General features: G+C 73.2%; 19 protein-coding genes and 2 riboswitches. Of the genes, 11 read left to right on the top strand and 8 right to left on the bottom strand.

The features are described from left to right. Positions 1-269: 269 nt before the first annotated feature. From SCAB_RS13010 to SCAB_RS13020, 3 genes are all read right to left on the bottom strand, one after another. Complete coding sequence (locus SCAB_RS13010; protein ID WP_046773699.1) at positions 270-1,019, bottom strand: enhanced serine sensitivity protein SseB C-terminal domain-containing protein; 750 nt, start codon at positions 1,017-1,019, stop codon at positions 270-272. Positions 1,020-1,210: 191 nt separating this feature from the next. Next, positions 1,211-1,987 (bottom strand): enhanced serine sensitivity protein SseB, encoded by a 777-nt coding sequence (locus SCAB_RS13015; protein WP_013000528.1) that lies wholly within the window; start codon positions 1,985-1,987, stop codon positions 1,211-1,213. Between the two features lie 88 nt (positions 1,988-2,075). Then, a complete protein-coding gene (locus SCAB_RS13020; RefSeq protein ID WP_037724754.1) occupies positions 2,076-2,747 on the bottom strand; it encodes an AAA family ATPase in 672 nt (223 codons plus the stop codon). A 214-nt stretch (positions 2,748-2,961) separates the two neighbouring features. Further along, a riboswitch (glycine riboswitch) is annotated at positions 2,962-3,058 on the top strand. Continuing rightward, positions 3,059-3,199: riboswitch (glycine riboswitch) on the top strand. 34 nt (positions 3,200-3,233) lie between these two features. On the opposite strand from SCAB_RS13020, the gene gcvT reads away from it, so the two are divergent. From gcvT to SCAB_RS13040, 4 genes are all read left to right on the top strand, one after another. After that, positions 3,234-4,358: a glycine cleavage system aminomethyltransferase GcvT gene (gene gcvT / locus SCAB_RS13025; RefSeq protein ID WP_037724756.1), complete on the top strand. Its 1,125-nt coding sequence runs from the start codon at positions 3,234-3,236 to the stop codon at positions 4,356-4,358. A gap of 185 nt (positions 4,359-4,543) precedes the next feature. Then, positions 4,544-4,921 carry a glycine cleavage system protein GcvH gene (gcvH, locus tag SCAB_RS13030; protein ID WP_013000532.1) on the top strand — a complete coding sequence of 126 codons (378 nt, stop codon included), beginning with the start codon at positions 4,544-4,546 and terminating at the stop codon, positions 4,919-4,921. An 18-nt stretch (positions 4,922-4,939) separates the two neighbouring features. Next, positions 4,940-6,205, top strand: a complete 1,266-nt coding sequence (gene glyA, locus SCAB_RS13035) for a serine hydroxymethyltransferase (protein WP_013000533.1) — start codon at positions 4,940-4,942, stop codon at positions 6,203-6,205. A gap of 111 nt (positions 6,206-6,316) precedes the next feature. After that, a complete protein-coding gene (locus SCAB_RS13040) occupies positions 6,317-7,684 on the top strand; it encodes an L-serine ammonia-lyase (protein WP_013000534.1) in 1,368 nt (455 codons plus the stop codon). Here the strand turns inward: SCAB_RS13040 and SCAB_RS13045 are convergent. From SCAB_RS13045 to SCAB_RS13055, 3 genes are all read right to left on the bottom strand, one after another. Next, positions 7,671-8,138, bottom strand: coding sequence for a hypothetical protein (locus SCAB_RS13045; RefSeq protein ID WP_013000535.1), 468 nt, complete (start codon positions 8,136-8,138; stop codon positions 7,671-7,673). The genes SCAB_RS13040 and SCAB_RS13045 overlap by 14 nt on opposite strands. A 269-nt stretch (positions 8,139-8,407) precedes the next feature. After that, a complete protein-coding gene (locus tag SCAB_RS13050) occupies positions 8,408-8,860 on the bottom strand; it encodes a DoxX family protein (RefSeq protein WP_013000536.1) in 453 nt (150 codons plus the stop codon). 98 nt (positions 8,861-8,958) lie between these two features. After that, a complete protein-coding gene (locus SCAB_RS13055; protein WP_013000537.1) occupies positions 8,959-12,045 on the bottom strand; it encodes a helix-turn-helix transcriptional regulator in 3,087 nt (1,028 codons plus the stop codon). Positions 12,046-12,415: 370 nt separating this feature from the next. On the opposite strand from SCAB_RS13055, the gene SCAB_RS13060 reads away from it, so the two are divergent. The 3 genes from SCAB_RS13060 to SCAB_RS13070 all read left to right on the top strand — a co-directional run bounded on the left by SCAB_RS13060 (position 12,416) and on the right by SCAB_RS13070 (position 16,035). After that, on the top strand, positions 12,416-13,141 hold the full coding sequence (locus SCAB_RS13060; protein WP_013000539.1) for a helix-turn-helix transcriptional regulator: 726 nt from the start codon (positions 12,416-12,418) through the stop codon (positions 13,139-13,141). A 132-nt stretch (positions 13,142-13,273) separates the two neighbouring features. Beyond that, positions 13,274-13,930, top strand: coding sequence for a DUF4255 domain-containing protein (locus SCAB_RS13065; protein WP_013000540.1), 657 nt, complete (start codon positions 13,274-13,276; stop codon positions 13,928-13,930). Beyond that, positions 13,927-16,035 (top strand): ATP-binding protein, encoded by a 2,109-nt coding sequence (locus SCAB_RS13070; protein ID WP_013000541.1) that lies wholly within the window; start codon positions 13,927-13,929, stop codon positions 16,033-16,035. The genes SCAB_RS13065 and SCAB_RS13070 overlap by 4 nt, the downstream gene beginning before the upstream one ends. Positions 16,036-16,097: 62 nt before the next feature. Here SCAB_RS13070 and SCAB_RS13075 read toward each other — a convergent pair whose 3' ends face one another. Both SCAB_RS13075 and SCAB_RS13080 read right to left on the bottom strand, forming a co-directional pair. Further along, entirely contained in the window at positions 16,098-17,498 is a 1,401-nt protein-coding gene (locus SCAB_RS13075) for an RICIN domain-containing protein (RefSeq protein WP_013000542.1), read from the bottom strand. 95 nt (positions 17,499-17,593) lie between these two features. Then, positions 17,594-19,057: a hydrolase gene (locus tag SCAB_RS13080; protein ID WP_013000543.1), complete on the bottom strand. Its 1,464-nt coding sequence runs from the start codon at positions 19,055-19,057 to the stop codon at positions 17,594-17,596. A gap of 280 nt (positions 19,058-19,337) precedes the next feature. On the opposite strand from SCAB_RS13080, the gene SCAB_RS13085 reads away from it, so the two are divergent. The 4 genes from SCAB_RS13085 to SCAB_RS47705 all read left to right on the top strand — a co-directional run bounded on the left by SCAB_RS13085 (position 19,338) and on the right by SCAB_RS47705 (position 22,180). After that, positions 19,338-20,915 carry a phage tail sheath family protein gene (locus SCAB_RS13085; RefSeq protein WP_013000544.1) on the top strand — a complete coding sequence of 526 codons (1,578 nt, stop codon included), beginning with the start codon at positions 19,338-19,340 and terminating at the stop codon, positions 20,913-20,915. A gap of 91 nt (positions 20,916-21,006) precedes the next feature. Continuing rightward, a complete protein-coding gene (locus SCAB_RS13090; RefSeq protein ID WP_005480063.1) occupies positions 21,007-21,450 on the top strand; it encodes a phage tail protein in 444 nt (147 codons plus the stop codon). Continuing rightward, positions 21,450-22,025, top strand: a complete 576-nt coding sequence (locus SCAB_RS13095; RefSeq protein ID WP_013000545.1) for a hypothetical protein — start codon at positions 21,450-21,452, stop codon at positions 22,023-22,025. Before SCAB_RS13090 ends, SCAB_RS13095 begins: the two co-directional genes overlap by 1 nt. Then, positions 22,022-22,180 (top strand): DUF6760 family protein, encoded by a 159-nt coding sequence (locus SCAB_RS47705; protein ID WP_013000546.1) that lies wholly within the window; start codon positions 22,022-22,024, stop codon positions 22,178-22,180. Before SCAB_RS13095 ends, SCAB_RS47705 begins: the two co-directional genes overlap by 4 nt. Positions 22,181-22,760: the final 580 nt, after the last annotated feature.

Below are 22,760 nucleotides of genomic sequence, written 5' to 3' on the forward strand. Positions count from 1 at the left end.
GCGGTGCGGTCCGTCACCACTGCTGTCTCGCCTGCTCTGTGACTACTGCTGAGTACGAGGGAGGGGCACGGCGGAGAACTTCACCCTATGAACAGCGTGTTCGCCGCATCCCCCCATCGCTCTGGGGGAGTCTTCAACGGCCGCGCGATCAGGCACCAGACCCGACGGCGAAAGTATGCGCAACCGTGATGTGGCCAGCACGGTTCCGCTATCCGGACGTGACGCTCTGTTGAGCGGTGGGGGTGCGGGGAGGACGCAGGCGGGGCGGCTCAGTACCGGCTCGGATACCCGTAGCCGCCCGCCGCCGGGGCCTGCGCCGGAGCCGCGTGGGCCTCGCGGTCGTAGAACGGGCGGGCGCCCGCCCGCAGCCACATGGCGACCGGGTCGTACTCGTCGGACATCGCGACCGTGGAGACGGGCAGCCCGTCCGGGACGGCGCCGATGGACTGCTGCATCATCGCGCGCACCGAGTCCACGGCCGGCGGCGAGGTGTCGTACACGTCGAGGCCGATGGCCAGGTACGGCGCGCCGAGCGCCGGCTGCACCCAGGCGCGGCGCAGCGAGCGCACGGCGGGTGTGCGGTGCGCGTTCTGGGTCAGCAGGCCGTAGAACTGGGGGATCTCGATGGCCGGCTCGGACAGCCGGAGCGGGCCGGCGGGCTGCCGCTCCAGGCCGGTGGCGATCCGGCGCAGATCGAGCCAGGGGATGCCGACGCCACCGCCCGGCGCGTGCGGGTTCAGCCAGAGGCCGTAGTGGTCGGGGTAGAGCGTGCGGGCCACGTCGAGGCCGTCGACGACCTCGTAACTGCGGTTCCAGCCACTGGCGGAGAGCTCCTGGGCGGAGGTCACGCACGGGGCGTAGTTGAACCCGTCGACCTCCATGTTCCCGTACTGCGCGTCCTGGGAGCCGCCCTGGCCGTGCCAGAGCAGCATCCAGATCTGGCCGGAGGACGGGGTGGCGAGGGCACGCAGCAGCGCCTCGTAGGCGTCGTAACGCCCGGGCGTCACCTGCCGCAGCATGTGCTCGACCTGCCCGGTGGCGATGCTGCCGCTCACGTTGGCCGTCCTTCGTGTTGGACCCTGGTTATAGGAGACAGCTTAGGTGGTGCGCCGGTTGAGCCGGTCAGGGCTCGGGCGGTGCCGTACCTCGTGGGGTGCGGGCAGGTCGTGGCTGGTCGCGCCGCTCTCCGCGCCCTTCCGGGGCGCGTCGGTCAGTACCCCTGTTGGTAGAAAGGCCGTACCTTCTCGCGGAGCCAGTCGCCCACCGGGTCCTGGGCGACGTCCAGGAAGACCATGTTGACCGGCCAGGGGACGGGGGCCTTGGCGAGGGCCCGGCCGAGGGCAGCGAGCGGGAGGCCCCGGTCGGCCTCCCAGGAGGTCAGCTCGACGCCGATGAACATGACGGGGTCGGCGGTCTCGATGGTGGCGAGGCAGCGGCGGGCGGAGAGGACCACTCCGGTCGTGGCGAACTCCGCCGAGGCGGCCGCCAGGAAGTCCACGGGATCGTCCTGCCAGTCCGGCTCGAACAGCCGCACGCGGGCGCCGTTCGCCGAGCCGTCCAGCGGGGTCCGTCCGGCCCGGCACAGCTCGGCCACCGCGGGCGGCGGCAACGGCATGCCCACGACACCGTCCGGGTTGAGGGCGAGGCCGATCTGCGGAGGCAGGCCGCGCGCGAACTCGACGGCCGGGGCGATCGTGAACGACATGTGGCTGCCGACGACCTGGCGGAACTGCTCCTCGGACGTGAAGACCGGGACGTACGCCTGGCCGTCGAACTCCATCGTGGGCAGGTCGAGCTGACCGCTGCTCGGGCCGCCCCCCTCCGGGAGCGGCACCCAGACGAAACTGCGGGCCAGCACCTCCACGATCCGTGCCCCGGCCTGGGGCACACCGAGCGAAGCGGACAGCACCTCCTCCAGCTCGTTGCCGGGCCACCCACCGTGCCCGTGGGGATGCGCCTGTGCCGGAAAGTCCGCCGGGAAGTCCATCTGCTGCCTACCGCTTTGCTCCGTGATGCTGTTGTCCCAGCACCTTAATTGCTTCCGGGCCGCGGGCGCTCCCTCCGGGAGCCGCCTCCTACCCCGTGAAGTCGATCCGCTTCAGCACGTCCGCCGCCGCCCGGTCGATCAGCACCGCCGCCCCGCACCCCTGCGGCAGCCGTCCCTTCTCCACCGCCCGCAGCAGTCTGGTCATGGCGCCGCGGTGCCGGGCGAACGCGTACCGCGAGACCCCCCGGCCCCGCTCCCGCTGCCCGTCCCGCGCCTCGTCCGCGGTCACGTCGAGCAGCAGCAGATGCAGGGTGCCGCCCCGCCGTACGGCTTCCCGCGCGAGCCAGCTCCGCACCCACGCCTGGGCACCGCAGTCGTGCACGACGACGCCCTGGCCCGAGCGGAGGGCGCGCCGCAGTCCCGCGTAGTGCGCGAGGCGCACGAAGGGCCGGTAGGCCGCGTACGGCAGGTGGCGGGCGAAGCGCGCGTCGAAGCGGTCCCGGGTGTCCTGGGAGTCGATCCGCACGCCCGGCACGCTCCGCCGCATCAGCGTCGACTTGCCGCTGCCCGGGAGCCCGGTCACCACCACCAGGTCGCGTGGCCCGAAGGACAGTCCGTGCGGGCTGCGCCCGGCACGCTCCCTGAGGTCGCGGACGACCGCCCTCGGGAACGGGCCGCACGCCTCACCGGCCGGTGCGACGGGCTGCTCGGGCATGGCGGCGATGCCCGAGGTCGTCGCGTACGCCGTGGTCCTGTTCACCGTGATCGTCCTCCCCAGGGGTATGGAGTCCCATCCCCACAGACTGTAAAGAGAAGGTAATGCCCGATCCCTCCTGGTTGAGTCCTCGTCCTGCCACAAGAGTGCTACGAACCGGTGTGTCCGCTCCCGCTCGCCGCCCTCACCAGTGAAGGTCCCCCTGCCGCGCCGCGTCGATGCGTGCAATGATGTGCGCGCCAACTGCATACCGGCCGCTTGAATCCGCGCGGGAGAGCTCCCAGCAGTCTCGCTGGGGCGCCGAAGGAGCAAGTCCCTCCCTTGAATCTCTCAGGCCCAGATACCGCGCGGGCGAGGCACATCTGAAAAGCGGGCCGCGCCTCCCTTCGAGGAGGACGGCTCCACCCAAGGTGCAAACCACGATCACCGGTGCGTCACGATCACCGGTACGTACGGTCGCGGTGAACCTCTCAGGTTCCGATGACAGATGGGGAGGATCGTCCTCGCCTGTCATGCCCCGGGAGCAATCCGATGAGCAGTAGCCCCACCGCTGGATCGCGCCGTACCGCGCTCGATGCCCTGCATCGCTCGCTCGGTGCGACGATGACCGACTTCGCAGGCTGGGACATGCCCCTGCGTTACGGCTCCGAGCGTGACGAGCACCTCGCCGTCCGCACGAGGGCCGGCCTCTTCGACCTCTCCCACATGGGCGAGATCACCGTCTCCGGGCCGGGGGCCGCCGCGCTGCTCGACCACGCACTGGTCGGCGACATCGGCGGTGTGAAGCCCGGCCGCGCCCGCTACACCATGATCTGCCGCGAGGACGGCGGCATCCTCGACGACCTGATCGTCTACCGGCTCGGGGACACGGAGTACCTCGTCGTCGCGAACGCCTCCAACGCCCAGGTGGTGCTGGACGCGCTCGTCGAGCGTGCCGCCGGTTTCGACGCCGAGGTGCGGGACGACCGGGACGCGTACGCGCTGCTCGCCGTCCAGGGCCCCGAGTCGCCCGGCATCCTGGCCTCCCTCACCGACGCCGACCTCGACGGTCTGAAGTACTACGCGGGACTGCCGGGCACGGTCGCCGGCGTCCCGGCGCTGATCGCGCGCACCGGATACACCGGCGAGGACGGCTTCGAGCTGTTCGTGAAGCCCGAGCACGCCGTCGAACTGTGGCAGGCGCTGACCAAGGCGGGCGAGGGCGCCGGCCTGGTCCCCTGCGGGCTGTCCTGCCGGGACACGCTCCGCCTGGAGGCGGGCATGCCGCTGTACGGGCACGAGCTGTCGACCGAACTGACGCCGTTCGACGCCGGGCTCGGCCGGGTCGTGAAGTTCGGCAAGGAGGGCGACTTCGTGGGCCGCGCGGCCCTGCGCGAGGCCTCCGAGCACGTCAACCACGAGCCGCCGGTCCTCGTCGGCCTGATCGCCGAGGGCCGCCGGGTCCCCCGCGCGGGATACCCCGTCGTCGCCGAGGGCAAGGTGATCGGCGAGGTCACCTCCGGCGCCCCCTCCCCCACGCTGGGCAAGCCGATCGCGATGGCGTACGTCGACGCCATGTACGCCGCCCCGGGCACCACCGGGGTCGCCGTGGACATCCGCGGCAGCCACGAGCCGTACGAGGTCGTGGCCCTGCCGTTCTACTCGCGGCGGAAGTGACACCTTCGTAGCCGTGCGGTCGTGCTCGTGCGGCCGGGGCGGTTCGCGTGGTCGTATACGGAGTCGTCCGGAAGCGGCGTCGTGCGGACCCCGAGCGTGACCCTGGGCACATCCGCGCTGTTCAACAGCGGTTTCTGCAGTCCCCCCTTCACCATCACTCCCCCGCGTACAGGAGAATTCAGGCCATGAGCAACCCCCAGCAGCTGCGTTACAGCAAGGAGCACGAGTGGCTGTCGGTCGCCGAGGACGGCGTCTCGACGGTCGGCATCACGGAGTTCGCGGCGAACGCGCTCGGCGATGTCGTCTACGCCCAGCTCCCCGACGTGGGCTCCACGGTCGAAGCGGGCGAGACCTGCGGCGAACTGGAGTCCACGAAGTCGGTGAGCGACCTGTACTCGCCGGTCTCCGGTGAGATCACCGAGATCAACGAGGACGTCGTCAACGACCCGTCGCTGGTGAACACCGCCCCGTTCGAGGGCGGATGGCTGTTCAAGGTACGCGTCGCGGGCGAGCCGGACGACCTGCTCTCCGCCGACGAGTACGCCGCCCACACCGCCGGCTGAGAAGACGAGGTCCCCCGTATGTCGCTTCTGAACACCCCCCTGCACGAGCTGGACCCCGAGGTCGCGGCCGCCGTCGACGCCGAGCTGCACCGTCAGCAGTCCACGCTGGAGATGATCGCCTCCGAGAACTTCGCCCCTCTGGCGGTCATGGAGGCGCAGGGCACGGTCCTGACCAACAAGTACGCCGAGGGCTATCCGGGCCGCCGCTACTACGGCGGCTGCGAGCATGTCGACGTCACCGAGCAGATCGCGATCGACCGGCTCAAGGAGCTGTTCGGCGCGGAGTACGCCAACGTGCAGCCGCACTCGGGTGCCTCCGCCAACCAGGCCGCGCTGTTCGCGCTGGCCCAGCCCGGCGACACCGTCCTCGGCCTGGACCTCGCCCACGGCGGCCACCTCACCCACGGCATGCGCCTGAACTTCTCCGGCAAGCAGTTCAACGTGGTCGCCTACCACGTGGACGACTCCGGCCTGGTCGACATGGACGAGGTCGAACGGCTCGCCAAGGAGCACAACCCGAAGGTGATCATCGCGGGCTGGTCGGCGTATCCGCGGCAGCTGGACTTCGCCGCGTTCCGCCGGATCGCCGACGAGACCGGCGCGCTGCTGTGGGTGGACATGGCCCACTTCGCGGGTCTGGTCGCGGCCGGGCTGCACCCCAACCCCGTCGAGTACGCCGACGTGGTCACCTCCACCACCCACAAGACCCTCGGCGGCCCGCGCGGCGGCATCATCCTCGCCCGCAGCAAGGAGTTCGCCAAGAAGCTCAACTCCTCGGTCTTCCCCGGCTTCCAGGGCGGCCCGCTGGAGCACGTCATCGCGGCCAAGGCGGTCTCCTTCAAGGTCGCCGCGAGCGAGGAGTTCAAGGAGCGCCAGCGCCGCACGGTCGAGGGCGCGAAGATCCTCGCCGAACGGCTCACCGCCCCCGACGCCCGCGAGGCCGGCGTCGACGTGCTGTCCGGCGGCACCGACGTGCACCTCATCCTCGTCGACCTGCGCCACTCCGACCTGGACGGACAGCAGGCCGAGGACCGCCTCCACGAGGTCGGCATCACCGTCAACCGCAACGCGGTCCCCAACGACCCGCGTCCGCCGATGGTGACCTCCGGCCTGCGCATCGGCACCCCGGCCCTGGCCACCCGCGGCTTCACCGCCGAGGACTTCACCGAGGTCGCCGACGTCATCGCCGAGGCCCTCAAGCCCTCCTACGACACCGAAGCCCTCAAGGCCCGGGTCAAGGCCCTCGCCGACAAGCACCCGCTCTACCCGACGCTGGGTGAGTGACCCCGGGCCTCACCGGACCACACCCCGCAGTTTCCGGGGTACCGCGCACACTGGGGAGTGAGCGCGGTACCCCGTCCCCCGCACCGCCCTCCCCCGTTCTGAGGAGTCACCGTGGCCATCTCGGTCTTCGACCTGTTCTCGATCGGCATCGGCCCGTCCAGCTCCCACACGGTCGGCCCGATGCGCGCAGCCCGGATGTTCGCGCGCCGGCTGCGCAACGAGGAGCTGCTCTCCGACGTGGCCTCGGTCCGCGTCGAGCTGTACGGCTCGCTGGGCGCGACCGGCCACGGCCACGGCACCCCCAAGGCGGTGCTCCTCGGCCTGGAGGGCGCCTCCCCGCGGACCGTCGACGTGGAGTCGGCCGACGACCGCGTGGAGGCGATCAGGACGTCGGGGCGCATCCGCCTCCTCGACGACCACGAGATCCCCTTCTCCTTCGACAAGGACCTCGTCCTGCACCGCCGCAAGGCCCTGCCGTACCACGCCAACGGCATGACCATATGGGCCCGTGACGCCGCGGGTGCGGAGGTGCTGTCGAAGACGTACTACTCCGTCGGCGGCGGCTTCGTGGTCGACGAGGACGCGGTCGGCGCGGACCGTATCAAGCTCGACGACACCCCCCTCAAGTACCCCTTCCGCACGGGCGACGAGCTGCTCCGGCTGGCGAAGGAGACGGGTCTGTCGATCTCCGCGCTGATGCTGGAGAACGAGCGGGCCTGGCGCACCGAGGACGAGATCCGCTCCGGACTCCTGGACATCTGGGGGGTCATGCAGGCGTGCGTCTCCCGCGGCATGTCCCGCGAGGGCATCCTGCCCGGCGGTCTGAAGGTCCGCCGCCGCGCGTCCATGTCGGCCCGTCAGCTCCGGGCGGAGGGCGACCCGCTGGCCCGCTCCATGGAGTGGATCACGCTCTACGCGATGGCCGTGAACGAGGAGAACGCCGCCGGCGGCCGGGTCGTCACCGCGCCGACGAACGGCGCTGCCGGCATCATCCCCGCCGTCCTGCACTACTACATCAACTTCGTGCCGGGCGCCGACGAGGACGGCGTGGTGCGGTTCCTGCTGGCCGCCGGCGCGATCGGTCTGCTGTTCAAGGAGAACGCCTCCATCTCCGGCGCCGAGGTCGGCTGCCAGGGCGAGGTCGGCTCCGCCTGCTCCATGGCGGCCGGAGCGCTGGCCGAGGTGCTGGGCGGCTCCCCCGAACAGGTGGAGAACGCCGCCGAGATCGGCATGGAGCACAACCTCGGCCTCACCTGCGACCCCGTCGGCGGCCTCGTCCAGATCCCCTGCATCGAACGCAACGGCATGGCGGCGGTGAAGGCCGTCACGGCCGCCCGGATGGCCATGCGCGGCGACGGCACCCACAAGGTGTCCCTGGACAAGGTCATCAAGACCATGAAGGACACCGGCGCCGACATGAGCGTCAAGTACAAGGAGACGGCCCGGGGCGGGCTGGCGGTCAACATCATCGAGTGCTGAGCGGGCCGCCCGGCTGCTCGGCCTGCGGGCGGCGGTCCGGGTGGAGAGCCGGGTGGAGAGCCGGGTGGAGAGCCGGGCGGAGAGCCGGGCGGAGCGCCGGGCGGAGCGCCGGGCGGAGTGCCGGGTCGAGGAGGTCCGGTGTGTGGCCGGGCCGGCCGTCCCCGGCTGCCTCGTCCCTGTGCTCGGTCGCGGCGGGGAAGTCCGTCTCGACGGGCGTCAGGTGCGCGATCAGGGTGTCGAGCGGGTGCGTGGCGGCGAAGCGGGACCGGGTCGCGCCGACGCCCCAGTACAGGGCCGGGGTCTCGGTGCCGGGGTGGGCGAAGCGGCCCGCGCCGGCCGGCATCAGCAGCGCGGTGTGGGTGGCGCTCTCGTCGCCCTGGTAGTCGTACAGGTACGCCTCCGGCGAGTCGTCGCGATGGCGGAGCAGGGTGAGGACTCGGGCGGCGCGGGGCACGAGCAGGTGCGCCGGCGTCTTCTCCCGTTCGGCGCGGACGGCGGCCGCCCGTCGACGGACGGTGCGCGGCGATCGTGGTGAGGTCCCGGTCCGGATGGGCGCCGTCGGCGGCCCACCCCGCGTACACCACGGCCGGGTTGTCGATGATGCCGAGGCCCGGCAGGGGTGTGCGGAGCCGCTCCTCGAAGCCGTCGCGCGCCATCGGCACGCGGGTCGCGAGCATGATCGTCCCACCCCTCGGCACCGCGTCCCGCGTGACGGAGGGTCGGTCAGCGGGACGGCTCGGTGATCCGGTCGGAGCCGGTGCGGGAGCCGGTCTCGCGGCGGGTCGGGCCCGCCAGGGACAGGGCGCCGGGGCCGGCGAAGACCAGCAGGAGGAAGCCCCAGCAGAACAGGACGGGGGCGAGGCCGCCGTTCTGGAGGGGGAAGAGGCCGTCCTTCTGGTGCTCCGTGAAGTAGGCGAACGCCATGATGCCCGAGCTGAGGAACGCGGCACTGCGGGTCGCGACGCCGAGGAGGACCAGGACGCCACAGGTCAGCTCGATGACTCCGGCGTACCAGAAGGGCCAGTCGCCGACCGGGCTCGCCTTGCGGTCCAGGACGCCGAAGACCGTGGCGGCTCCCTCACTGGCGAACAGCAGCCCGAGGACGATACGGAACAGGCCCAGCACGAGCGGCCGGCGCGAGTCGAGCCAGTCGTGCAGGGGCGGGGTGCTGCTCATGGGTGCTCCTCGGGTGCGGTGGCCGTACGTGGGTGGTCCCGTTCCCCCCACCTCCCTACGCATGCGCCCGCCCTTCGGTTCAGTCGGCGCGTGGCCGGTCACGGAGTCTCGGCGGAGTTCGCGAGAGCCGCGCCCAGTTCCGCCCGGCGGCGGATGCCGAGCTTGCGGTAGGTGCTGGTCAGATGGGTCTCCACCGTGCGCCGGGCCAGGTGGAGGAGCTGGGCCATCTCGGTGTTCGTGTGGCCCTGGGCGGCGAGTTCGGCGATCCGGCGCTCGGCCGCCGTGAGCGCGGACGGGCCCGTCAGGGCCGTCGCCGGGCGGCGGGCACCGCCCTCGCGCAGGGCTTCCTCCGCGAGAGCGCGCAGGCGGAGCGCGCCGAGGCGTTCGGCGTGTCCGGCCGCCTCCCGGAAGGCGCCGCGGGCCCGCGCCCGCTCCCCGGCTGCGGCGAGCGCCCTTCCCTGCGCCACGAGGGCCGGGATCAGCTCCGAGGTCACCGGGGAGCCGCCCGGCGCCCCGGCCCCCGCGGTGTCCGGCGCGGCGGGCGCCGCCCAGGCGCCGCCGGATGGCACCGCGGAGACATCGCCGACCGCCCGGCCGCCGCCCAGGGCCCGTGCCGGGGCTCCGCCGGGCGTCCAGCCGCGCGCGGAGGCCGCCGTGAAGCGGGTGCCGCCCTGCTTCCAGCCGCCCTTGGCCGTCACGGGCCCCCTGGCCGACAGCCGGCCCCCGCCCGCCGCGGCGACGCTGCCCAGCGCGACCACGGCGGCCGGGCCGGTCCCGGCGGCCTCCTCCGGTACTCCGTCGACGCCCTGCCGCAGCGCCCGTACCGCCCGGTCCGCCAGCTCCAGGCCCCGGCGGCCGCCCGTCGCCGTGCCGAGCGCGGACAGGGCCCGGCCGAGGACGCGGGGGGTGTTCCAGACACCGGCGAGACGCAGTTCCTGCTCGGCGAGGGCCAGGGCCTCCTGGGGGCGGCCGAGGGCGAGATGGCACGCGGCGGCGGCGGAGCGCCAGGGGGTGACGACGGGGCTGGCGACGTCCCGGGCCGACTGGCGGCGGCCGCACTCCAGGAAGTCGTCGAGGGCCGCGGCCGGGTCGCCGGTGGCGGCGCGGAGGCGGCCGCGGGCGTGCAGGAAGCGGTTCGCCTCCCAGGAGTCGTGGGCGTGCCGGACGTCGAAGCCGTCGGCGAGACGGGCGGCCTCCTGCGTACGCCCGGTCTCCACCAGGGCGACGACCGCGTGGGCCAGCGCGTTGGCGGACTCGGGGCCGCCCGCGACCGCGCGGGCCACCTCGGGATCGGCGAGGACCTCCGCGTGGGCGCCCCGGGCGGCGGCGATGTCGATCCGGACGTTGAGCAGGGCCAGGTGCATGGGGTGCAGCAGGGAGGTGCGCTGGCCGCTGAGGCCACGGTCGACGAGACGTTCGGCCTCCTCCAGCTGGTCGGCCCACTGGGCGACGGCGGCGGCGGTGCCCAGCAGGAACACCTCGGACAGTGGTTCGGCCGGCCGGGCGAGCAGGGCCCGGACACGGTGCATCGCCGAGGCCGCCGAGATCAGGCCGGCGGTGGCCTCGTAGCGCACGAGGAGGGCCTGTCCTGCGGTGCCGACCAGGTGGGGCGAGCGCTCGGCGGTCTCGCGCAGCCAGCGGTACACCTCCTGCCGTACGCCCTGGTCGTGGTCGGCGAGCAGGGCGGAGGCGGTCTGGACGGTGCGGATCAGGTCCGGATGGCCCGTCAGATGCTCGTCACGCAGCCCGCGCAGTACGTCGACGGCGGCACGGGCCTCGCCGCGCCGGGCCAGGGCCGTGCCGAGGGCGACCGCCGCGTGGACGCGCTCCCGGGGCGGTCCGGGCAGCCGCATCGCCTCCGCGAGCCGGGGGATGCCGGCGGAGGACCGCACGGTGGCGTACTCCAGGGAGCCCAGTTCGGTGAGGACCACGGTGCGGCGGGCGGCCGGCATGGGTTCGTCGAGGGCGCGGCGCAGGTGGGCGAGGGCGTCCTCGCTGCGGTCGGCGCGGACGGCGAGGTCGGCGGCGTCCAGCAGGGCGGCGGTCGCCCATGCCTCGCCGACGGGCCCGGAGCGCAGCAGTTGTCCGGCGACGGCCTCGGCCGGGTCGCCGCGGTGCAGCATCGCCTCGGCAGCGCGGCGGTGCGCGGCCTGGCGGTCGGCGCCGGCCCAGCCGCCGAGCACGGCGTCCCGCAGCAGCGGGTGGGCGTACCGGGGGCGGCCCCCGGCGTCGGGGCGGAGCAGGCCGAGCCGGGTCATCGCGGTGAGCCAGCCGGGTACGCGGGCGGCATCCGCGTCGGCCGTACGGGCGAGCAGGTCCGCGTCGGCCGGGGTGCCCTCGTCGTCGAGGGCGGCGAGCGCGCGGGCGACGCCCGTGGTCGCGGGCCCGGCGCTGTCCAGCCACCAGGACACGGCGGCGGCGTAGGTGCCCGGGTAGAGCGCGGCGCAGGTGTCCGGAAGGGCAGCCGGGAGGGCCCCGGGGGCGGAGTCACGGAGGTCGGACAGCAGGGCGCGCAGCAGCAGGGGGCTGCCCGCACCCGCCCGTAAGCAGGCGTCGACCCAGTCCGGCGGGGCGTCCCCGTGGACCGAACGGACCAGCCGCGCACCGGCGTCCGGGCTCAGCGGGGCCAGGGTGCGGGTGTGCACGAGGGCGGGGGAGAGGGCGTGTGCGAAGCCGTCCGCCGGAGGGTCGATGTCGTACTGGCTGCGTTCGGTGACCACCAGGAGCACGGGCAGGCGGTCGAGGCGGCGGACGGCCTCGGCGAGCCAGCGGCGGGACGGGAGGTCGGCGAGGTGCGCGTCGTCCACGGCCACGAGCAGCGGGGACTCGGCCGCGTAGGAGCGCAGCAGCCGCCACAGGCGCGCGGGCCTGCCCCGGTGCGGCTGGGTGCCCGGCGGGTCCGGCGCCTCGCCCGCGGCCTGGTCGAACTCCGGCCCGTGGGACAGGAGTTGGAAGACGGTGCCGAAGGGGACGGAGCGGTGCTCGGGTGAGCAGCGGGCCCGCAGGACGCGCATGCCGTTCGCCGCCGCGTGCCCGGCCGCCGCCTCCAGGAGCGCGGTGCGGCCGGTGCCGGTGGCGCCCCGGAGCAGGACCAGGCGGCCGGAGCCGGTCCGGGCGCGGGCGGCCTCGGCGGTCAGCAGCTCCAGGGGTTCACGGCGTTCGAGAAGCGGTTCCGGCGCGCACATCGCTGTCTCCTGTCGTGGCTGTGGTGGCTGTCGTGGCTGTGGTGACCGTCATGGCCAGGTGGCTCTGGTCGCCGCGGTTGCTGTCGTGGGCGTGGTGGCCACGGCGGCCGTCGTGACCGTGATTGCTGTCGTGGCCGTGATGGCCGGCGTGGAGCGTCGTTCTCCGCTTCCATGGACGGCACGGAGGCCGTCCTGGTGCACCGCTCGTCGCGGGCCGGCCGGAGTTCCGCACCAGGCCCGCCCCGAATCTCGTGGTGTGTCTCGTGGTCCTCCACGATTGCGCGGCGCACACGCCACACAGAAGGGTGAAACGAGCCCCTCCGCCACTCCGCTCACAGGAGCGGCGATTTCGTGCATACGGGAGAAACGGTTGCGCAGCACATTCCGGACCGCGGACACGGCGGCGGCCACGGCCGCGGCCACCGGCACGGCCGCCGCCCCGGTCACCGCCACGGCTGAGCACCAGGAGCCGCGGCGCCGTGTCCCCGTCGTCGTCCACACCCTCGACCCGCTCTCCCGCGCCGGGGTGATCAGCCAACTGCGCGGGCACCCGGTGATCGACCTCAGGGACGACGCCGCGGTACGGCCGGGCACCGTGGCCGTGCTGGTCGGGGACACCCCGGACGAGCCGCTGCTGTCGACGCTGCGCCGGATGGTGCGCAGCGAGGGGGCGCGGGCCGTCCTGGTGGTGAGCCTGATCCGCGAGACCGAGCTGCTGGAGGTCATCGAGTGCGGGGTCGGGGCCATCGTGTGGCGTCACGAGGCCACCCCGCACCGGCTGGCGCAGGCCGTGCTCGCGGCCTCGCGCGGGGACGGCGACCTGCCCGCCGATCTGCTCGGCCGGCTGATCAACCAGGTGGGGACGTTGCAGCGTTCCGTGGCCGGCCGCACCGGGGCGCCGCTGTCGGGCCTGGTGCCGCGTGAGATCGACGTCCTCCGGCTCGTCGCCGAGGGGATGGACACCGGCGAGATCGCGAGCAAACTCTCCTACTCCGAACGCACCGTCAAGAACGTGATGCACGGACTCACCACCCGGCTGCATCTGCGCAACCGGGCGCACGCGGTGGCCTATGCCCTCCGGGAAGGCTACATCTGATCGAACGGGCAGTCGGACCGGGCCCGTTGGGCAACCCACCGTGCCCCCTCGTCGTCCCCGGCATGTCTGGAAGGGGGACGCCCCGGCGGACAGGATCGACCGACAGGCACACGACACAGCAGGAGCACGACCGTGATCCACGAGGTGGACGAGGTCCTCAAGGGACTGATCGGCGGTGGTGCCCTGGCCGGCTCCGGCATCGACGTCTCCTTCGAGGCCCCGACCCGCGACTGGGCGGCCCGGCGCAACGCGCCCGCCGTCAACGCCTATCTGTACGACATCCGGGAGGACGTCTCCCGTCGCCAGCGCGGCCACATGCCGGTCCGTGACGAGCGGGACATCGTGGTGCGCCGTCGGCAGCCGCCCCGCTGGTTCCGACTGTCGTACCTGGTCACCGCGTGGACCAAACAGCCCCAGGACGAGCACCGGCTGCTCTCGGCGGTGCTGGCCACGCTGCTGCCGCACGAGCTGCTGCCCGCCGACCGACTCCCGGGCGCGCTCGGGGCCCTCGGCCTGACCGTGCCGCTGTCCGTGGCGGGGCTGCACACCGAGTCGCGGTCCCTCGCCGAGATCTGGTCCGCGCTGGGCGGCGAGCTGAAGCCGTCCCTCGACCTCGTCGTCACGGTGCCCTTCCCGGCCTTCCCCGAGTACGACGCCGGTCCCCCGGTCACCGAGGGCGCGGCGATCCGCGTGCGCGGCATGGACGGCTCCCTGGAGGGCTCGGAGGAACGCGCGCACCGGCCGGACCGGCTCGCGTCCGTACCGGACACCGGGGAGGGACGGCGTTGACCACTTCCACATCCCCCACCACTTTCGTCACTCCCGTCTCCCCCACGTCATGCGCAGCGCTCGACTCCCCCGCCACCGGCCCGCTTCTCCTCCGGCTCGCCCGGCTGCGCGAGCGGGTGGCCGAGCTGGTGGCCCGGCGCGGTGCCGGTGACCCGACGGCCGGTGATCCGCTGCGCGGGCTGTACGTGTCCGAGGAGGGCGTACGGCGTCTGCTGGAGCCGTCGGCGGGGCCGGACGCCCCCGTGTTCGAGGACGGGGAGGACGGAGAGGGCGGCCAGGACGGCGCGGAAGCCCGGAGGGCCGGTCCGCTTGAGCGGCTCGCGGCGCGGCTCGGGCTGACGGAGCTGGACACCCGCATCCTGCTGATCGCCCTGGCACCCGATCTGGACCGCTCCTACGAGCAGTTGTACGGGTATCTGAACGACGACGTCAGCAGGCGCCGGGCCACCGTCGGGCTCGCTCTCGATCTGTGCGGGCTGCCCGTGCATCTGGCCCGGGCACGGGCCCGGTTCCTGCCCTCGGCACCGCTGTGCGCGCTCGGGCTGCTGACCGTGGAGGAGCCCGAACGGCCCTTCCTCGGGCGGGAACTGCGGGTGCCGGACCGGTTGGCCGCCCATCTCCTCGGCGACGACATCATGGACGCGGCGCTGGTGGGTCACGTGCGTCCGCTCCCGCCGTCGGCGGGCGCCGGTGCGTCGGCCGCCGCGTCCGCGTTCGCGGAGGACGGCGGGTTCACCGAGCGGCTGGCCGGACGGCTGGCCGCCGCCCCGGTCACCGTGCATCTGCGGGAGCGGCGGGAGGGCGACGGTCTGGTGCGGGCCTCGGCCGCCCTGGCCGCGGCCGGGGTGGCGGCGCTGCACTTCACGCCCCCGGCGGCCGACGACGAGGCGGCCCGGCTCCTGCCCCCGCTGCTGCGCGAGGCCCGGCTGCGCGGGTGCGCGGTCGTGGTGGCGCCGCTCCCGGAGAACCCGGGGCCGTTGTTCCGGGGGCTGACCGCGCCCGATGTGTCCGTGCTGTTCACGGGGCCGCAGCCGTACGACCCGCAGTGGTGCGACCGTGATCCGCTGGTCCTCGACGTGCCCCGGCCGCCCTCGGGTGCCGTGGACGCCTGGGCCGCGGCGCTCGGTGCGGGGGCGGAGGGGCCGGGGTTCGACCTGGCGGCCACGGTCGCCCCGTACCGGCTCGGCGGTGACCGGATCGAGCGGGCGGCCCGCGCGGCCGCCGGTCTCGCGGCGTTCGACGGCACCGAGGTGACCGCGGACCATCTGCGGCTGGCCGCACGGCTGCAGTCGGCCTCCGGTCTGGAGCGGCACGCCCGCCGGATCCGTCCGGACGTCGGCTGGGACGATCTCGTCCTGCCCGACAAGCCCCTGGCCGAGTTGCGGGAACTGGCCCTGCGTGCCCGTCACCGCGACCGGGTGCTCGGCGACTGGCGGCTGAGCGCCGGGGGCGGCCGGGGCCGTGGGGTCCTGGGGCTCTTCGCGGGCGAGTCGGGCACCGGCAAGACGCTGTCGGCGGAGGTCGTGGCCGCCGAACTCGGCCTGGACCTCTACGTCGTGCAGCTCTCCTCGATCGTGGACAAGTTCGTGGGCGAGACCGAGAAGAACCTCGAACGGATCTTCACCGAGGCGGACCGCACGGACGCCGTGCTGCTCTTCGACGAGGCGGACGCCGTCTTCGGCAAGCGCTCGGAGGTCAAGGACTCCCACGACAAGTACGCCAACATGGAGAGCGCCTATCTGCTCCAGCGTCTGGAGTCCTTCGACGGCATCGCCCTGCTGACCACCAATCTGCGGGCCAACATCGACGAGGCGTTCACCCGGCGGCTGGATCTGGTGGTCGACTTCCCGTTCCCGGACACCGCCCAGCGGCTGGCCCTGTGGCGGCACAGTCTCGCCGCGGTGCCCGGCGCGGACGACACCGACCCGGCGGCGGTCGCCCGTGACTTCGAGCTGGCCGGCGGTTCCATCCGCAGTGCGGTCGTCACCGCCGCCTACGCCGCCGCCGGGCGCGGCGGTCCGGTGACCACGGCCGACCTGCGGGAGGGCGCCGAGCGCGAGTACCGCAAGGCCGGGCGACTGGTGCCGGGCGAGGGCACCTGGTAGCGGGCCCGGCGGCCGGGGACGGCGGGAGCACCCGGGCCGGGGGCCGCTCCCGCCGAACGGGACTACTTCACGCGCCACTTCTGGTTGGGTGTGCCCGAGCACGTCCACAGCTGGAGCCTGCCGCCGTCGCCGGTGGCGTTGTCCTTCACGTCGACGCACTTGTCGGCCTGCGGGTTGACCAGGTCTCCGGCGGTGCTGAGCACGAACTGCTGGGCGGGGTTGCCGCTGCACCGGGCCAGCTGGATGACGGCGCCGTCGTCGCGGGAGCCCCACGCGACGTCCATGCACAGGCCGAGGGAGCGCACGGTGCCGTCGCCCCGGAAGTCCCACTTCTGGTTGGCGGTGCCGGCGCAGTCCCAGATCTGGAGCGGGGTGCCGTCCTTGCCCTTGCCGTTCTTCGCGTCCGTGACGTCGACGCAGCGGTCCGAGCCCTTGCCGATGATGGCGAAGCCCTTGGCGGCGGCGGGCTTCTTCGTCGTGGGCTTCGTGTCCGGTTCCTGCTGCGAGCCGGAGCCGGAGCCCCCCGAACCGGAGCCCGAGCCGCCCGAGCCGGAGTCCGGGCCCGGGTCCTCGGGCCGCTCCTCCTGCTTCTCCTCGGGGGGAGCCTCGGGGGTCTGTGACGGGAGCGGGGCCGCCGAGATGCTCGGCGCCGGTGCCATGGCGGACGGGCTGCCGCTCGGCAGGGCCGTCGTACCGGCCTGCCGGAGATCGGTCGCGGCGCTGGTGACCCTGGGCTGGTAGGCGAACCACAGCGTCACGAAGGTGACCGCCAGGGCCACGGCCACCCCGAGGCAGGTGGCGAGCCAGCCCGGCAGGAACCCTCGCTGGACATAGGTCCCGTCGACCGGATGCGGCGCGACCCCGGCCCGCTGGACGGCGAGCGCGTACGGCCGCTCCTCCTTGGACCCGAACCAGATGATCCGTCTGGGCTTGAGCGTGGCCTTGACGAACGCGGCACGGCCGGGCTCGATCTGCACATTGCTCGGATGCAGGTCGTACGACAGCTGGTCACCGTTGTCGCTGCCGCTGACCGACGCGGTGACCTTGGTGTTGCCCAGGTTGTCGATGGCCAGCTTCGGCCGTCCCCGCAGACGCCCCTTCACCGTCGGCGGGACGAGTTCCGCCCGCACCTCCGTGAACGGGGTGATCGTCAGGTTCCCTTCCGGAACCGTCGTCGCCTCCGGATGCTGGGTCGGTGTGATCCGCACCGCGTACGGGTTCGGACCGGCCGTCGCGTCGGGGGTGCGGGGCGGGGCGAACGTCAGCTCCACCGACCCCGTCGTCCCCGGGTACAGCCGCAGCGTCTGCGGCTCCACCCTGGTCCACGGCGCGATGTCACCGACGGGTTCGAAGCGGTACTCGTCGACCACGTCACCGGTGTTGCGCAGCCGCAGCCGCACCGTCGTACTGCTCCCCGGGTCCACGGTCGCGGAGGCGGGTTCGAGGGAAGTCCACAGGCTCACGTCAGGACGCTACGCGGTTCACGGCGTCCGGTCAGGAGCCGTCGGGGCAGGCCCGGCTGCCCCGGCGGCCACCGGATCCCGTCCCGACGGCCTTGTCACACGGTGAACTTGACGGCTTCGAGCCAGATGCCGTTGTCGAGGGTGCCGGCGAAGATGTAGTGCTCTCCCTCGTTCGGCTTGTCGCAGGCCAGGTTCTGCCAGCCCCGGTCCTTCTGGTGGACCGCCTGGCAGACCCCCCTGCCGCCCTCGTCGACGTTGATGGTGAAGCCCAGCAGGTCCGGGGCGCCCGGCTTGGAGCTGCCGAAGTAGTTGTCGAAGCCGTCCTTCGCGCCCGACCACGGCTTCCCGCCGTAGGTGCCCTGGCCGTTGGTCGAGTCGGGGTCGTGGACGAACGCGGCACTGGCCGTGCCGTTGACGCCGGACACCGCGATGTTCAGGGCCTTGAGCGACCGGCCCTGGCCCACCGTGCCGGCCGTGTCGCCGTCGCACTCCGGGGCCGTCCAGCCCTTGCCGGTGACGAAGGCGCGGTAGCAGATGTGCCGGCCGCCCGGGTCCGCCGCGGCCAGTTGCCGTACGGCGGTCGCGGCCGTGGGGGCGCGCTTCTTCTTCTCCTGCGACCCGCCGCCGGATCCGCCGCCGCTGGTGTCGCCGCTGCCGCCTCCACCACCGGCTGCCGCGGCCTGCGTCTCCGTGACCTGCGGGGGCGGGGAGGAGGCGGGCGGGGCGGAGGGCGTGGGCGGCGGCGGGGTCGACGCCGGCGCCGAGGGGCTGGGCGGCAGGGTGCTGACGCCGGTCTTCTGCAGCTCGCTGGCCGCGCTGACGACCCTGGGCTTGTAGGCGAGCCACAGGGTCACGAAGGTGATCGCGAGGGCGAGACAGATCGCCAGGCAGGTGGCGAGCCAGCCGGGCAGGAAGCTGCGCTGGACGTAGGTGCCCTCGACATCGAGCGGGGTGACCCCCGACCGCTTCACCGCGAGGGTGTACGGCCGCTCCTCCTTGGAGCCGAACCAGGTGATCTGCCGCGGCTTGAGCGTGGCCTTGACGAACGCGGCACGGCCGGGCTCGATCTGCACATTGCTCGGATGCAGGTCGTACGACAGCTGGTCACCGTTGTCGCTGCCGCTGACCGACGCGGTGACCTTGGTGTTGCCCAGGTTGTCGATGGCCAGCTTCGGCCGTCCCCGCAGACGCCCCTTCACCGTCGGCGGGACCAGCTCCGCCCGCACCTCCGTGAACGGGGTGATCGTCAGGTTCCCCTCCGGAACCGTCGTCGCCTCCGGATGCTGGGTCGGCGTGATCCGCACCGCGTACGGGTTCGGACCGGCCGTCGCGTCGGGGGTACGGGGCGGGGCGAACGTCAGCTCCACCGACCCCGTCGTCCCCGGGTACAGCCGCAGCGTCTGCGGCTCCACCCTGGTCCACGGCGCGATGTCACCGACGGGTTCGAAGCGGTACTCGTCGACCACGTCACCGGTGTTGCGCAGCCGCAGCCGCACCGTCGTACTGCTCCCCGGGTCCACGGTCGCGGAGGCGGGTTCGAGGGAAGTCCACAGGCTCACGTCAGGACGCTACCGAGAGCGCGGGAGCCGGGTCAGCAGGAGAAGGTGCACGATCGCGGTGCCCGAAAGGGCAGGGCGCGCGGGACCGACGAGGCCCACCGGGGCGCCACCGCCGGACCGGTGCGGGGGTGCGGCCCGCGGGGCAGCCACGCCGGCCGGCCCGACTGCCCCTCGGGGCAACGGGCGTGCCCCCGATCAGGTACCCGAGGACGTTTCGACGGACGCGCTTCGCGCGTGAGGGTGAGAGGCGACCTGTCTCGTACCCCAAGGAGAGCAGAGCATGCCGTCCTACCTGTCGCCGGGCGTCTACGTCGAGGAGGTGGCCAGCGGCTCGCGTCCCATCGAGGGTGTGGGCACCTCGGTCGCCGCCTTCGTCGGTCTGGCCCCGACCGGTCCGCTGAACGAGCCGACGCTGGTGACCAACTGGTCCCAGTACGTCGCCGCCTTCGGCGAGTTCACCGACGGCTACTACCTCGCGCACTCGGTGTACGGGTTCTTCAACAACGGCGGCAGCGCCGCGTACGTCGTCCGGGTCGGGGGCACCGAGCAGGGCGGCGCGTCCGCCGCCGGTCCGGCCGCGGTGACGGGTACCGCCGCGCCGGCCGCGCTGCCGCCGGGCGAGCCGAAGCAGTTGGGCACCTTCAGTGTGACCGCCATCGCGGGCGGTTCGCTGAGCGTCGAGGTCGCCGACCCCGAGGGCGAGGGTCCGGCCGAGCGGTTCCGGCTGATCGTCAAGGACGGTGACAAGCCGGTCGAGACCTTCGACGTGACCGCCAAGAAGGGCGGCCGCAACTACGTCGTCACGCAGGTCAAGGAGCGCTCCAGGCTCATCACCGTCCAGGAGACGGCACCGGCCGCGCAGCTCGCGCGCCCCGACAACCAGACCGTGGCGCTGGCGGCCCCGGCCGCCCCCGCGCCCGTCGCCCCGGCCGCGGCGGACGACGGCCACCCCGGCCCGGCCCAGTACCTCGGTGACTCCGCCGACCGCACCGGCTTCGGTGGGCTGGAGGCCGTGGACGAGATCTCCATGGTCGCCGTGCCCGACCTGATGGCCGCCTACCAGCGCGGCGCGATCGACCTGGAGGCCGTCAAGGCGGTCCAGCTCGGTCTGATCGCGCACTGCGAGCTGATGGGCGACCGGGTCGCCGTCATCGACCCGCCGCCCGGCCTCAACGCCCGTCAGATCCGGGTCTGGCGCCAGGAGACCGCCGGGTACGACTCCAAGTACGCGGCCCTCTACTACCCCTGGATCAAGGTCTTCGACCCGGCCAGCGGCCAGTCCCGGGTCATCCCGCCGAGCGGCCACGTCGCCGGCGTCTGGGCCCGCAACGACTTCGAGCGCGGTGTCCACAAGGCGCCCGCCAACGAGGTCGTCCGCGGCGCGGTGGACCTCGAACTCCAGATCACCCGCGGTGAGCAGGACCTGCTCAACCCCATCGGCGTCAACTGCATCCGTGCCTTCCCCGGCCGCGGCATCCGCGTCTGGGGCGCCCGCACCATGTCCTCGGACCCGGCCTGGCGCTACCTCAACATCCGCCGGTACTTCAACTACCTGGAGGAGTCGATCCTGATCGGCACCCAGTGGGTGGTGTTCGAGCCGAACGACCACGCGCTGTGGGCCCGGATCCGGCGCAACGTCTCCGCGTTCCTGGTCAACGAGTGGCGCAGCGGAGCCCTCTTCGGCCAGCGGCCCGAGGACGCGTACTACGTCAAGTGCGACGAGGAGACCAACCCTCCGGAGTCGGTCGACCTCGGCCGGGTCATCTGCGAGATCGGCATCGCGCCGGTCAAGCCCGCCGAGTTCGTGATCTTCCGGCTGGCGCAGTTCTCCAGCGGCAGCGGGGAGCTGGAGGAGTAGGCCGTCGACGGCCCGCGCCCACCAGCGTTCGCGCACCAGACCTTTCCCAAGCCCCAGCCCCTGCCCGCCCCCTTAGAAGGACACAGAACAGATGAGTCTCGCGCCGGGTGACGCCCTTACCTCACACAATTTCGGCCTGCAGATCGACGGGGTGATGGTCGAGTACCTCGCGGAGGTCAGCGGCCTCACCCTCGAACAGGACGTCATCACGTACCAGCAGAACTCCGCGCAGGGCCGGCCCGAGGTCAACCTGCTGCCCGGTGTGCAGAAGAACGGGCAGTGCACCGTGGTCCGCGGTATGACCCAGTCGGCCGCGTTCAACACGTGGATCAACGATTCCATCAACGGCCAGATGAGCTCGGCGCGCAAGAACGCGTCGATCATCATGATGGATTATCAGAACAACCCGGTGAAGCGGTACAACATGCGCAACGCCTGGTGCAGCAAGATCGACGCGAGCACCCTGAAGGCCGGCGAGGCGTCCGCGCTCACCGAGACCGTGACCATCGTCTTCGAAGAACTGGTCATCGAGTAATGCGGCGCACGGCTGGCAGGGCGGGCGCGGGCGCCGGCTCGATCGTGGACGTCCCCGGATCGGGGCCCGGGCCGGGCGCCGGCGCGGTCGTGGGTCCGGGTGCGGTGGCGGGGGCCGGGGGCGAGGCGGCTTCGGTCGCGTCGCCCTTCCCCACCACCGCCGCCCCTCCCGCCGCCGCCCCGGCCGTCGCGCCGGTGGCGCAGCGGCTGCGGACGGAGTTCCCGTTCGAGCTGCCGCGCGGGTACGTCGACGAGGCGGGGAACGTGCACCGGGAGGGCGTGATGCGTCTCGCCACGGCCCGGGACGAGCTGATCCCGCTGCGGGACGTCCGCGTCCAGGAGAACCCGGCGTATCTGTCGGTCGTGCTGCTGGGCCGGGTCATCACCCGGCTCGGCAATCTGCCGATGGTCCACGACGGGATCGTGGAGAACATGTTCGCGTCCGACCTCGCGTTCCTGCAGGACTTCTACCGGCAGGTGAACGCCGAGGGCCACACCCGCGCGGCCGTGGAGTGCCCCCACTGCTCCGAGCCCTTCGAGGTCGAACTCGGCGGGAGCCGCCTGGGGGAATCGTGACGTACGCGACCGACCGGCTGCACGAGGAGATCGCGTACGTCGCCTACCACTTCCACTGGGGCTTCGAGGAGATCCTCGACCTCGAACACCATGACCGCCGCCGCTACACCGAACAGATCGCGTCCCTCGTGACACGGGGCGGGGCGGAGGGCTGACACGTGGGGTTCCTGGATCGGCTACGAGGTGGCGCGGGACGGGGGACCGGGGCTGACGCGGTCGGCTCCGACGGGGTTCGCTCGGGCGGGGCCCGCTCGGGCGAGGTCCGCTCGGGCGGCGACGTGACGTCCGCTGCCGGGGGTGCGGTGGCGGAGGGGACTCCGCAACCGGCTGCCGGTGCGGGCGCCGGCTCGGCCTCGGCGCCTGCCGTGCCCGCGGCTCCGGGGGCCGGGGGCGCCCCGGGGCGTGGCTGGGAAGGGCTCGCTCCGATGCGGCGGACCGTCGAGGGGCGGGCCACCGTCGCGGACGCCGGGTTCAGTGGACGGTTGAGCAGCTGGCAGAACCCTTCCTTCACCGGAACCCTGACCCACGCCGTGCTGCCCGGAGCGCCGGGCGGGCTGGTCAGGGACGTGCTCACCACCTCGGCCACACCGGTCGCCGGCCTCGAACTGCCCTCGCGGACCCTGCCGGTGGCGAGCGAGGAACCCGCGACCCGCGCCGACGCGCCCGGCGGCGACGCACGCCCCGTGCAGCGTGCGCCGTACCAGGTCACGCCGTCCCGCCCGGCCGGCCCCCGGG

The sequence above is a fragment of the Streptomyces scabiei 87.22 genome (assembly GCF_000091305.1).
GTDB lineage: Bacteria > Actinomycetota > Actinomycetes > Streptomycetales > Streptomycetaceae > Streptomyces > Streptomyces scabiei.